12 protein-coding genes are annotated in these 12411 nt (G+C 69.0%); 7 read left to right on the forward strand and 5 right to left on the reverse strand.

Going from position 1 to position 12411, the window contains the following annotated elements:
• Positions 1-40: 40 nt before the first annotated feature.
• On the forward strand, positions 41-1492 hold the full coding sequence (locus tag JMY28_RS31350) for a coniferyl aldehyde dehydrogenase (RefSeq protein ID WP_201699801.1): 1452 nt from the start codon (positions 41-43) through the stop codon (positions 1490-1492).
• Here the strand turns inward: JMY28_RS31350 and JMY28_RS31355 are convergent.
• The 5 genes from JMY28_RS31355 to fliE form a co-directional block, all read right to left on the reverse strand.
• Positions 1470-1892, reverse strand: a complete 423-nt coding sequence (locus tag JMY28_RS31355) for an EscU/YscU/HrcU family type III secretion system export apparatus switch protein (protein ID WP_201699802.1) — start codon at positions 1890-1892, stop codon at positions 1470-1472. The genes JMY28_RS31350 and JMY28_RS31355 overlap by 23 nt on opposite strands.
• Positions 1892-3409, reverse strand: a complete 1518-nt coding sequence (fliK, locus tag JMY28_RS31360) for a flagellar hook-length control protein FliK (protein ID WP_201699803.1) — start codon at positions 3407-3409, stop codon at positions 1892-1894. The genes JMY28_RS31355 and fliK overlap by 1 nt, the downstream gene beginning before the upstream one ends.
• Before the next feature lie 84 nt (positions 3410-3493).
• Positions 3494-3826 carry a flagellar protein FliT gene (locus JMY28_RS31365; protein ID WP_201699804.1) on the reverse strand — a complete coding sequence of 111 codons (333 nt, stop codon included), beginning with the start codon at positions 3824-3826 and terminating at the stop codon, positions 3494-3496.
• Positions 3823-4272, reverse strand: coding sequence for a flagellar export chaperone FliS (gene fliS / locus JMY28_RS31370; RefSeq protein ID WP_201699805.1), 450 nt, complete (start codon positions 4270-4272; stop codon positions 3823-3825). The genes JMY28_RS31365 and fliS overlap by 4 nt, the downstream gene beginning before the upstream one ends.
• A 144-nt stretch (positions 4273-4416) precedes the next feature.
• Entirely contained in the window at positions 4417-4752 is a 336-nt protein-coding gene (fliE, locus tag JMY28_RS31375) for a flagellar hook-basal body complex protein FliE (protein WP_201699806.1), read from the reverse strand.
• A gap of 287 nt (positions 4753-5039) precedes the next feature.
• Between fliE and fliF the strand changes: the two genes are divergently transcribed.
• From fliF to JMY28_RS31405, 6 genes are read left to right on the forward strand one after another with little or no spacing between them, the layout of a single operon-like run.
• Positions 5040-6848 (forward strand): flagellar basal-body MS-ring/collar protein FliF, encoded by a 1809-nt coding sequence (gene fliF, locus JMY28_RS31380; protein WP_201699807.1) that lies wholly within the window; start codon positions 5040-5042, stop codon positions 6846-6848.
• On the forward strand, positions 6838-7833 hold the full coding sequence (fliG, locus tag JMY28_RS31385; protein WP_201699808.1) for a flagellar motor switch protein FliG: 996 nt from the start codon (positions 6838-6840) through the stop codon (positions 7831-7833). The genes fliF and fliG overlap by 11 nt, the downstream gene beginning before the upstream one ends.
• Complete coding sequence (gene fliH / locus JMY28_RS31390) at positions 7826-8503, forward strand: flagellar assembly protein FliH (RefSeq protein WP_201699809.1); 678 nt, start codon at positions 7826-7828, stop codon at positions 8501-8503. Before fliG ends, fliH begins: the two co-directional genes overlap by 8 nt.
• Entirely contained in the window at positions 8497-10203 is a 1707-nt protein-coding gene (fliI, locus tag JMY28_RS31395; protein ID WP_201699810.1) for a flagellar protein export ATPase FliI, read from the forward strand. The genes fliH and fliI overlap by 7 nt, the downstream gene beginning before the upstream one ends.
• Positions 10200-10652, forward strand: a complete 453-nt coding sequence (fliJ, locus tag JMY28_RS31400) for a flagellar export protein FliJ (protein ID WP_201699811.1) — start codon at positions 10200-10202, stop codon at positions 10650-10652. The genes fliI and fliJ overlap by 4 nt, the downstream gene beginning before the upstream one ends.
• Positions 10653-10675: 23 nt before the next feature.
• Positions 10676-12229 carry a flagellar hook-length control protein FliK gene (locus tag JMY28_RS31405; RefSeq protein ID WP_201699812.1) on the forward strand — a complete coding sequence of 518 codons (1554 nt, stop codon included), beginning with the start codon at positions 10676-10678 and terminating at the stop codon, positions 12227-12229.
• The last annotated feature ends 182 nt before the right edge of the window (positions 12230-12411 follow it).

Here is a 12411-nt window from a genome sequence, read left to right on the forward strand (position 1 = left end):
GCACGCGCGCCGTAGCGAGCGAGCCCCGCGAGGACCGACCATGAAGCAGGACCTGCCCGAAGACTTCACCCGAGATGCGCACGACGCGCCCGAAGACCCGCGCGCCGCGCTCGATGCCCTCGTCGCCGCGCAGCGCGAAGCCTTCCTGCGTGACCCCTTCCCGTCCTGGGATGCACGCGCGCGCCATCTCAAGGCGCTGCGCGACGTGCTGTTCTCGCACCGCGACGCGCTCGCCGAGGCGATGAACGCCGACTTCGGCCAGCGCTCGAAGGCGGAGGTCGCGCTCGCGGAATTCGTCGTCCTCAAGCAGGAGATCGATGCGGCACTCAGGCACGGCGCGCGCTGGATGAAGCCACGGCGCCGACCGGTGGGCAAATGGCTGCTGCCGGGCCGCGCGAAGGTGGTGCCGCAGCCGCTTGGCGTGACGGGCATCGTCGTGCCGTGGAACTACCCGCTGCTGCTCGCCGCGAGTCCGCTCGTCTGCGCGCTCGCGGCGGGCAACCGCGTGATGATCAAGATGTCGGAGCTCACGCCGCGCACGTCTGCGCTCTTCGAGGCACTGATCGACAAGACTTTCGCCCGCGACCACGTGGCGGTCGTGAACGGCGACGCGGCGGTCGGCGCCGCCTTCAGCGCGCTGCCGTTCGACCATTTGCTCTTCACCGGCTCGACGCGCGTGGGGCACGAGGTCATGCGCGCGGCTGCCGCGAACCTCACGCCGGTCACGCTCGAACTGGGCGGCAAGTCGCCCGTGATCATCGGCGAGGCGGCGCGCCTGAACTACGCCGTGGACAGTCTGCTGCTCGGCAAGACACTGAACGCGGGGCAAACCTGCATCGCGCCCGACTACGTGCTGCTGCCGCGCGGCAAGGAGGAGGCGTTCATCGCTCGCGCTCGCACGCGCTTCGCCCAGCTCTACCCGGACTTCGCGAGCAACCGCGACTACACGTCGATCATCTCGGCGCGCCACTTCGAGCGTCTGCAACGTCTCGCCGATGAAGCGCAGGCCAGCGGCGCGCAACTGCACGCGCTCGGCACGCACGACGCCGCCACGCGGCGCTTTGCGCCCGTCATCGTGACGAACGCTGGTGCGCAAACGACGCTCATGCAGGAGGAAATCTTCGGGCCGCTCCTGCCGCTCGTGCCCTACGACACGCTCGACGAGGCGTTGCGCTACGTGAACGCGCGCCCTCGCCCGCTCTCGCTCTACCTCTATGCCGACGACCCGCGCACGGTCGAGCGCGTGACGCGCGAAACGGTCGCGGGCGGGATGTCGGTGAACGAGACGCTCATGCACATCGCCGCCGAAGGACTGCCGTTCGGCGGCGTTGGCGCGAGCGGCATGGGTGCGTATCACGGCTACGAGGGCTTCGTCACGTTCTCGAAGATGAAGCCCGTCTTCACCCAGGCGCGGCTGAACGCGCGCGGGCTCATCGCGCCGCCCTACGGCAAGCGCTTCGCCTTGTTGATCAAGTTGATGTTGAAGGGTTGAACGGCAGCGCGGGTCGGCCATCGCGGGTGCCGCCGACCCGGCGCACGTCGCTGATGTCACGCGTGGGGCTGCCGGCTGCGGCGTCCGCCGCCGTGTCGCTTTGCGCTTGCGCGGCCTCTTTGGCTTTCGCGTCGTTGTCCGCTTCGAGGCGGTGCAACCAGGCTAGCAGTTCGGCCACCGCCTGGTAAAGCTGCGGCGGGATCTTCGCGTCGAGGTCCACGCGCATGAGCAGCGAGACCATCTCCGGCGCTTCGTGCACGTACAGGCCCGCTTCCTTCGCGCGTTGCACGATCATCTCCGCGACGAGGCCGTAGCCCTTGGCGACCACGCGCGGCGCGCCGTCGGCTTCGGGAGCGTCGTAGGCGAGCGCGGCGGCGCTCATGCGGTGCGTGCGCCTCATCACAACTCCCAGTCGTGGTCCAGGCGGTGGTTCTGCTGATCGCTCGCGTCGGCGCTCGTTCGCGCGGCGGACGCATCCGGCGCGGCGCCAGCCTGTGCGGTGTGCGTGGTCGATGCGGCTGAGCTGTTTTGCGCGGCGTAGGCGCTCGCGGCTCTCGCCGCCTCGGCCGGACTTGCCGCCGCGCCGCTGCCGATCTCGCGGATCGAAAGCCCGGCGAGCGTGAGCCCGAGCGCTTCGAGCCGCCCGCGCAGCGACTCGCTTTGCGCGGTCAGGCGCGCAGCGCCGCCCGCGCTCGCCTGCACGCGCACGGCGAGCGTCGAGCCCGTGAGCGTGAGTTCCGCGTCGACGGTGCCGAGCTTCGGCAGCGCAAGCGTGAGGCGCGTGCGCCATGGAATGTCTTCGGCGTCCGCACCGGATGCGCCCGAGCGCGCGTCGCGGGCATCGTAATCGTCTTGCTGAATGCTCCAGTCCACCCGCACGCCCGGCCAGGCCTCGCCATTCCAGCGAAACTCGCCGGTCGCGAGCAGATCGAGCTGCTGGCGAACGAGCGGAATCACAGCCGGATGGACCGACGGGCCGGCGGCCTGCGCCGCGGCGTCGTGCATGGCGGGCAGCAGGGTGTCGGCAAGCGCCGCGCGCGCCTGGGTCTGAGCCGTGGCCGCTTCGCCGTGCGGATCCGCCAGCGCGGGGAACGCCCGCGCAAGTGCGGCATTGGCCGCGCTTGCAGCATTCGAAGCATTGCCCGCGTCTGCGCGTGCGCCGCCCGGCGCGTCGGAGAACGTTTCCGTCCATTGCACGTCGTCGATGTCGTCTGCGTCGAGGCTCCAGTCGAGCGGCAGTTGCGAGTGGGCGCCGAGCAGGCGGTTCTGCGGCTCGTCGGCGAGTTCGGCGGGCGAGAGCTGGCCGCGCAACCATTGGGCGAGGTGTGCCTCGTAGAAGAGTCCGCTCGTGCTCACGGTCTGCGCGAGGGACGCGGCGAGCGCGGCGATGGGGCCGGCTTGTGCGGCGGCTGCGGTTTGCGCGGTTTGGCTGGTTTGGGTGGTTTGTCCGGCTTGCGGGTTTTGCGAGGACGCCGCCTGCGTAGAGGTTGCGGTCCCGGCCAGCGCGTCGCCGGCCAGACCCTCGGCTGCGAGCGCCACGTCCGCGAGCAACGCGGCTTGCACCGCCTGCGCCTCTTCGCCAGCGAGTCCTGGCAGCGGCGAAGAGAGCGCGCCGCCGGACGCCGCGTCGGCATCGGGGCTGGCCCAGAGCGGTGCGCTGCCCACCACGGCGGGCGTCGCTTCACCGCCCGAGCGGATGATGGCGTCGAGCGCCAGCGCAACCGCCGAAAGCACGGTCTGCGCGGAGTCCTGCGTGCTGCTGGTGCTGGCTGCGGTGTCGGCGAGCGCGGCGGTGCCCGTCGCGAGCGCGGAGACGCCCGTTTGCGCCGCGCCAGATCCGCCCTGCGGGCCGACTGGCGTGAGCGCCGCGATGCGGCTCGCGAGGAGCGCGGCGGCTCCGGTGTCGATTCCGTTCATGGTGTTCCGGATCTGCGCACAGCGCTGAGCTGCCGTTTCATGGGGCGTGATGCGCCGTCGCCTCGCGAGGCGCCACGCGCCGCGCTAGCGGGCTCCGTAGATTTCCTGCAAGACCAGCGCGGGCTGCACGGTGCCGTAAAAGAGCGCCGAAAGCCGCGCCATGCAAGGGCTTGCGAGATCGCGAATGGCGGCGTCGTCGGCGAGGATCTGGCGGATCAGCTCGTACTTGCGCGCCCGCTCGGAAACCGTGAGCCGTACCGCGGCTTCGGCGTCCTTCAAGGCATCGACGAGGATCCGGTACTCCTCCTGCAAGCCGATCAGATCGTTCCAGTGCGCATCGCGCGCCGCGTGGAGCATCTGCCCCGACACGGCCGCTATCGCTTCGTAGCGGGCGAAGTAGTCTGCTTTTGAACTCATCTCATCAATGAGCCGTGCGATGACGCGGATGACTGTTCAGCCATCATCCTCGCCACTTCCGGCGCTATCCCCAACCAGGCTTCTTCGAGCGTAGCCAGCAGTCCGTCGACCTCGACCAGCATGGTCTCGCTCTGTTTGATATTGGCTTCCAGCAGGCGCTTCGTCATGTAGCTGTACAGCGAGTTCAGGCGTTGAGCGATCTCGCCGCCCGCCTCGACGTTCAACGCGAGCTGAAGTCCGCTCTCGACAATCCGGATCGCCTTGGCGATCGCCTCGCAACGCGGGCCGACGTTGCCGGCCTGCAAATGCATACGTGCCTGCGCGATCGCTTGCCGCGCTCCCTGATACAGGAGCGAGATCAGCTTGTGCGGGCTCGCACCCATGACCCCTGTTTCGACGCCCACGCGTGCATAGGCGTTAGCTCCAGATTGGGCAGGGGAAAACATCGGCGCTTCTCCTTGATACGTTTGGCTTGAATGCGGTCGTCCGGCGCGCTGCGCAGGCACGAGCGACGGACTCTTCTAGCCGGGTTATCGGAACGTAGGGGAGGAAGCTTTAGCGCGTTGACTGGGCAAAGGCCTCGGGCACCGTCACACCTGGATCTGCATGATGTCGGTGTAGGCGGCCACGAGCTTGTTGCGCACCTGCAATCCGAACTGGAAGCCGATGTTGGCTTTCTGCATGTCGACCATCACGTCGTTGAGCGACACGTTGTTCGCGCCGAGCTCGAACGCCTGCGACTCGCCAACGGCCTTCTGCTGGGCGTCGCTGATCTGGTCGAGCGACGACTTGAGCGCCGCCGCGAACCCGCCTGCCGTGGCCGCGCCCGCCTTTTCGTCGGCTGCGGTGGGGCCGCCGGCCGCCTGGGTCGCCATGGACTGCATTTGGGCCAAGGCGGACGTGAGCGGGGATACTGGCACGGTCATGTTTGCTCCACGAAAAGGGGACATGCGGGGTATTCCGGGGACGAGCCCCTGGGCCGGCGTTTCAGCAATCCCGCGGCAATCCCGCGGGTCCGGCCGGCACGGCGCACTGACAGGACGCCGAATCTGGAGGAGAGCATAGCAGCGGGTCCGTTTCGGCAGCCCCGAAACTAGGGGGAAAACCCGGCTCTATTCGCGCAATCGGCTTGCCAGTGGCCCCGGATAATGCGTCACGTGAAAGTCTCCGCCATGCAAGGCGAGACCTGGAAGCCTCCGGAGATACCCGTCGCATGGATTCGACTGCCAATTCTTTGATCAACCCCGACGCCCGCATGGGCCTCGCCACCTCTGGCGCGGGCGCCGCGGCAGGCAGCGGCGCGGGCGCAGGCCTGGGCGGCGCGGAAGACCTCGGCGGCGGCTTCGCGCAACGCCTCGGCTCGCTCTCGTCGCTACGCAGCGTGCGCGGCAACCCGCGCGCGCCGCTCATTTTTGCCGTGGCGGTGCTCGTGGCCGTGGTCGCTGGCCTCGTACTGTGGTCGCGCGCGCCCGACTACAAGGTGCTGTACAGCAACCTGTCGGACCGCGACGGCGGCGCCATTATTACTGCGCTCCAGGCCGCAAACGTTCCCTACAAGTTCTCGGACGCCGGCGGCGCCATTCTCGTGCCCGCCGAGCAGGTCAACGAAATGCGCCTGCGCCTCGCCTCCCAGGGTCTGCCCAAGAACGGTTCGGTCGGCTTCGAGCTGATGGACAACCAGAAGTTCGGCATCAGTCAGTTCGCCGAGCAGGTCAACTACCAGCGCGCGCTCGAAGGCGAGCTCGAGCAAACGATTCAGTCGATCGCGAGCGTGAAGTCGGCGCGCGTGCATCTGGCCATTCCGAAGCCTTCGGTGTTCGTGCGCGAGCGCGAAGCGCCCTCGGCCTCCGTGCTCGTGAACCTGTTTCCGGGCCGCATTCTCGACGACGGGCAGGTCGCCGCGATCACGCACATGGTGTCTTCGGCCGTGCCGGACCTGCCGGTGCGCAACGTGACGGTGGTCGACCAGGACGGCAACCTCCTCACCCAGAGCGCCACGGGCGTGGGCCTCGACGCCTCGCAGCTCAAGTACGTGCGCCAGGTCGAACACGACACCCAGGCGCGCATCGACGCGATCCTCGCGCCCCTGTTCGGCGCCGGCAACGCGCGCTCGCAGGTGAGCGCCGACCTCGACTTCTCGAAACTCGAGCAGACCTCCGAAGCCTACGGTCCGAACGCCAACCCGCAAGCCGCCGCCATCCGCAGCCAGCAGCAGAACATTTCGACGGAAATGCAGCAAAGCAGCGCGGGCGGCGTGCCCGGCGCGCTCACGAACCAGCCGCCGCAGCCGGCCTCCGCGCCGATCAACGCGCCGGCGGGCGCGAACGGCGCGTCGGCCCCGGTGCCGGTTTCCGATCATCGCGACACCACCACGAACTACGAGCTCGACAAGACCGTGCGTCACTATCAACAGGCGCCGGGCGACGTGAAACGCCTGTCGGTCGCCGTGATCGTGAACTATCAGCAGAAGGTGGACGCCAAGGGCCATGCCAGCATGCAGCCGCTCGACGCGCAGAAGCTCGCGCAGGTCGAGCAGCTCGTGAAGGACGCCATGGGCTACGACGTCAAGCGCGGCGACTCGGTCAACGTCGTGAACGCCGCGTTCCAGACCGATGTCGACCCGAACGCGAACCTGCCGTGGTGGCGTCAACCCGACATCCTCGCCCTGGCCAAGCAGATTGCGACGTGGCTCGGCATTGGCGCGGTGGCTCTTTTCCTCTATTTCGTGATGGTGAAGCCGGCGCTGCGCCGCGCGTTCCCGCCGCCCGAGCCGGTTGCGCCCTCGCTGCCCGGCATGGCCGACGGCGAGCCGCTGCTGCTCGACGGTATCCCCGAAGCCGCGCGCCTCGGCGGCGCCGGCGCGGAAGGCGAAGACAGCGCGGACAACGAAGCCGCCCTGCTCGCCTTCGAAAGCGAGAAGAACAAGTTCGAACGCAACCTGGAATACGCGCGCAATATCGCGCGCCAGGATCCGAAGATCGTCGCAACCGTCGTGAAAAGCTGGGTGAACGATGAACGCTGAAGGCGCAACCAAGAGCGCGCTGCTGCTCATGTCGATCGGCGAACAGGAGGCCTCCGAGGTCTTCAAGTTCCTCGGTCCGCGCGAAGTGCAGAAAATCGGCGCCGCGATGGCGGCGCTCAAGAACGTCAAGCGCGAAGAGATCGAGCTCGTACTGCAGGACTTCGTCAAGGAAGCCGAGCAGCACACCGCCTTCTCGCTCGACTCGAACGACTACATCCGCAACGTGCTCAACAAGGCGCTCGGCGAAGACAAGGCCGGCGCGATTATCGACCGCATTCTGCAAGGCGGCGACACGAGCGGCATAGAAGGCCTCAAGTGGATGGATTCGGGGTCGGTGGCCGAACTCATCAAAAACGAGCACCCGCAGATCATCGCGACGATCCTCGTGCACCTCGACCGCGACCAGGCCTCCGAAATCGCCTCGTGCTTCACCGAGCGCCTGCGTAACGACGTGCTGCTGCGTATCGCGACGCTCGACGGCATCCAGCCGCAGGCGCTGCGCGAGCTCGACGACGTGCTCACGAACCTCCTCTCGGGCAGCGACAACCTCAAGCGCAGCCCGATGGGCGGCATCCGCACGGCGGCCGAAATCCTCAACTTCATGACGAGCCAGCACGAAGAAGGGGTGATCGAGAACGTCCGCCAGTACGACGCGGAACTCGCGCAGAAGATCATCGATCAGATGTTCGTGTTCGAAAACCTGCTCGACCTCGAAGACCGCGCGATCCAGCTGCTGCTCAAGGAAGTCGAGTCGGAGTCGCTCATCATTTCGCTGAAGGGCGCGCCGCCCGCGCTGCGCACCAAGTTCCTCTCGAACATGTCGCAGCGCGCCGCCGAACTGCTCGCCGAAGACCTCGACGCGCGCGGTCCGGTGCGTGTCTCGGAAGTCGAGGCGCAGCAGCGCCGCATCCTGCAGATCGTGCGCAACCTCGCCGAGAGCGGCCAGATCGTTCTAGGCGGCAAGGCAGAAGACGCTTATGTCTGACAGCAGCTCCGCGAACAGCCGTCGCTCAGCGTATCAGCGCTGGGAGATGGCCTCGTTCGACCCGCCGCCTCCCCCGCCGCCGCCGCCCACGCCCGACGAAACGGCCGCGTTCGAAGCCCAGCTCCACGCGCTGCGCGACGCGGCCCACCAGGAAGGGCTGCGCTCCGGCCATGTGGCGGGCCAGGCGCTCGGCTATCAGGCCGGGCACGAACAGGGGCGTCAGCAGGGCTTCGAGCAAGGCCAGGCCGAGGCGCGCGCGCAGGCCATGCAGCTCGCGTTGCTGGCGCGGCGCTTTAGCGACGCGCTCGAGACGGCGCAGGCGGGCGTCGCCGAGACGCTCGTCGAGCTCGCGCTCGACATCGCGCAGCAGGTCGTGCGCCAACACGTTCAGCACGACCCGACGGCGCTCGTCGCGGTCGCGCGTGAAGTGCTCGTGGCCGAGCCGCAGCTCGCCGGCTCCCCGCAGCTCGTGGTGAGCCCCGCCGATCTGCCGATCGTCGAGGCCTACCTCCTGGACGACCTTCAGACGCGCGGCTGGAGCGTGCGCACCGACCCGACGATCGAGCGCGGCGGCTGCCGCGCGCAGGCCGCAACGGGCGAAACCGACGCCAGCATCCGCACGCGCTGGGAGCGCGTAACGGCCGCGCTTGGCCGGGCCCGGCCATGGTGAATCACCCCCAACCGCCGAGCCATCAGGCGATCCACACGGGCGGGCTCACGCCGCTCGAGCAGGAACTCGCGCTCGCGTCGTTCGGCCCGCTCGCGAGCGACCCCGCGCAGCTTGGCGCGCTGCTCGTGGGCGACCTCGACATCCCGAGCAAGCGCGAGGCGCGCGAGCTGGGCGCCATCGACGCGATCGACGCCGCGCTAGCCGCGGACACGGCCGACGCGCCGCGAGACCTGACGGCTTCCGGCGCGACCGGCGCCCCGCTCGAGGTCGCGGCCAAAGCCCCGCCCGCGCCCTACGTGCCGCCAGCGAACTACGACCCGGCCAATCCGTTCCTGACGACGTGGAACGCGCAACTACGCGGCGTGCGCGAGCGCAACGCGCTCGCCCTGCCGCTGCGTGGCTGCGGACGTCTCACGCGCGCGGCGGGCCTCGTGCTCGAAGCGGTGGGGCTGCGCCTCGCGGTGGGCGCCGAAGTGATGATCGAACTGCCGCCGGGCAGCTCGCTGCCGATGGCCGAAGCGGAAGTGGTCGGCTTCGGCGGCGACAAACTCTTTCTGATGCCGACGACCGAAGTCGCGGGCCTGTTGCCCGGCGCGCGCGTCTGGCCGCTGGAAACCGCGCCGATCGCCGACCCGAAGGCGGGCGCGAAGCGCCTGCCGGTGGGCTGGGGCATGCTCGGCCGCGTGGTCGACGCCTCGGGCCGCCCGCTCGACGGCCTCGGTGCCCTGAACACCGAAGCCGACGCGCCGCTCAGCGCGCCCGTCATCAATCCGCTGAACCGCGAGCCGATCCACAAGGTGCTCGACGTGGGCGTGCGCGCGATCAACTCGCTGCTCACGGTCGGGCGCGGCCAGCGCATGGGCCTCTTCGCGGGCTCGGGCGTGGGTAAATCGGTGCTGCTCGGCACGATGGCGCGCGCGACCAGCGCGGAAGTCATCGTGATCGGCCTGATCGGCGAGCGGGGCCGCGAAGTGAAGGAATTCATCGAGCAGATCCTCGGCGAGGACGGGCTCGCGCGCTCGGTCGTCGTGGCCGCGCCTGCCGATGTTTCGCCGCTCCTGCGCATGCAGGCCGCGGCGTACACCACGTCGCTCGCCGAATATTTCCGCGACCAGGGCAAGCACGTGCTGCTGCTCATGGACTCGCTCACGCGCTATGCGATGGCGCAGCGCGAGATCGCGCTTGCCATCGGCGAGCCGCCCGCGACCAAGGGCTATCCGCCTTCGGTGTTCGCGAAGCTGCCGGCGCTCGTCGAGCGCACCGGCAACGGCCCCGAGGGCGGCGGCTCGATCACGGCGTTCTACACCGTGCTCACCGAAGGCGACGACCAGCAGGACCCGATCGCCGACTCGGCGCGTGCGATTCTCGACGGCCACATCGTGCTCTCGCGTGCGCTCGCCGAAGCGGGTCACTATCCGGCCATCGACATCGAGGCCTCGATCAGCCGCGCGATGACCGCGCTGATCGACGACCAGCATCTGAATCAGACGCGCGCGCTCAAGCAGATGCTTTCGCGCTACCAGCGCAACCGCGACCTCATCAACGTGGGTGCGTACGTGAGCGGGCGCGACGCCGTGCTCGACCGCGCGATCGCGCTGTATCCGCGCATCGAGGCCTTTCTTCAGCAGGGTTTTCGCGAAACCGCGAACTATGATCAGAGCGTCGAGATGCTCGGCCAGTTGATCGGAGCCAGGACATGACGAAACAGACCGCGCTGCAAACCTTGATCGGCCTCGCGCAGGACGACGTCGACGCCGCCACGCAAAAGCTCGGCCGAGTGCAGCGCGAGCGCGGCGAGGTCGAAAAGCAGCTGGAGGCGCTCATCACCTACCGTGACGAGTATCACACGCGTTTCACCGAATCGGCGCGCAGTGGCATGGCCGCGGGCAACGTGCGCAACTTCCAGGCATTCATCGACACGCTCGACGCGGCGATCGAACAGCAGCGGCGCATGCTCGAGCAGGCCACCGCGCGTGTGGAGGCCGCCAAGCCCGAATGGCAGCGCAGCAAGCAGAAGCTCGGCTCGTACGAGGTCCTGCAAACCCGCCACGACGATGTGCAGGCCCGCAAGGAAGCCCGCCGCGAACAGCGCGACACCGACGAGCACGCCGCCCGCGTGCTGCGCATGCGAACGTCGCAACATCCGTAACACGTTTTTTCGAGGCCGCCAGTATGTCGCTCCTCTCTTCCCTCTCGTCGATGTTCGGCGCCGCCGCCGACGCGGTGACAGGCAATTCCGCGTCGAACGCCGCGTCGAATTCGGCGTCGAACTCCATCAGCCAGGCGGATGCCGCCAGCCAGGGTTTCGCGCAGACGCTGCAACAGCAGATGAACGCGCAAAGCGCGCAGGCGAGCCAGAACGCACAGGCGGCGCAAAGCGCGCAGTCGAATGCCGCCGCGCAGTCGAGCGCGAACGCGAACGCGTCGAGCAGCAATGCCTCGCAAAGCAGCAGCAGCGCCTCGCAGACGTCAAGCTCGAACGCGAGCCAGAGCTCGCAGGCCACCTCGAGCGCCGATCGCCGCGCCGCCGCGCGCACCCAGCAGAAGCAGGCTTCCGACGCAGGCGCGCAAGCCGCCGCGGCTGCCGCGCAGCAAGCCCAGCAGGCGCAGCAAGCCCAGAGCGATACGAGCACAGACGCGAACGCCGACGGCAGCCAGACCGGTAGCCAGACGAGCAGCGACAACACGCTCGCAGGCGTTGCGTCCGCCGCTGCAGCGGCGGCAGCCACGGCAGCCGCCGGCGCGGCAGGCGACGGCACGGGCACGGGCAGCGCGGCTAGCGGCGGCTCGAAGTCGGTGCACGATGCCCTGCAAGCCGCGCTCGCGCAGTTGCGCGGCGGCGCGGGCGCGCTCGCCACGCACGCGGTCAACACCGCAGGCACGGCAGGCACGGCGGCAAACAGTGCAACCACGGCCAGCACGGGCTCGGGCTCGGGCATTGCCAGCAGCTTCGCCTCGCATTTGAGCGCGAACGCCCAAAGCAAGGCGTTCGGCACGGCAACGAGCAGCGGCGCGAGTGCCGACGCGGCCAAGGGCGCCACGACGACCGCGACCGACGCAGCGAAGGCCGCAACCGACGCGCTCACGGCAGCGGCGCAGCAGCAGGCAGGCGCCGCCACGCAGACCGACGCCACGGCGAGCACCGCCACGACCGACGCGCTCGCCGCAACCCAGGCCGCAGCGGTCGCCGCCGCGACGGCCGCGCAGGCCCAGGCTGCTCAGGCGGCCAGCGCAACCGCGAATCCGGCGGCCGCGGCCGCCTCCGCGTCGATCGCGCCGCAAGTCGGCACGAACGACTGGGAAGACGCGCTCAGCCAGAAGGTGGTGTTCCTCTCGAACGCGCACCAGCAGTCGGCGGAACTCACGCTCAATCCGAAGGATCTCGGACCGCTCCAGGTCGTCCTGCAAGTCACGGAAAACCACGCGCACGCCCTTTTCGTCTCGCAGCACCAGCAGGTGCGCGAGGCCGTCGAGGCGGCCCTGCCGAAGCTGCGCGAGGCGATGGAGCAAAACGGCATCGGCCTTGGCAGCGCAAGCGTGAGCGACGGCTTCTCGCGGCAGATGAACCAGCAGGCGCAGCAGGACGGCAGCGGTTCGGGCCGCTCCGGCGGTTCCGGCTCGGGCTCGGGCAGCACGCTGAGCGCGGCGGACGCCGTGGACGACACGAGCGTTGCTAGCGCGAGCGTCACGCAGCGCTCCGTCGGCCTGATCGACACGTTCGCCTGACCCGTTTCCGACCCTTTCCCCTCTGCCAGACCAGCCTGGCCGGACCCGCCCGACACCTTCGGGCAACGCAGCCGCGCAGGCGGCTGCGTGCGTCTGCCCCACGCTCGCATCACCCGCCCGGCTTGCCGCGGCGCGCAACAAAACCACGAGATAGCCGGAATTCCCCCGTCTATTCCTCCCAT

The sequence above is a fragment of the Paraburkholderia hiiakae genome (genome assembly GCF_904848665.1).
In the GTDB taxonomy this organism is placed as follows: Bacteria; Pseudomonadota; Gammaproteobacteria; order Burkholderiales; family Burkholderiaceae; genus Paraburkholderia; species Paraburkholderia hiiakae.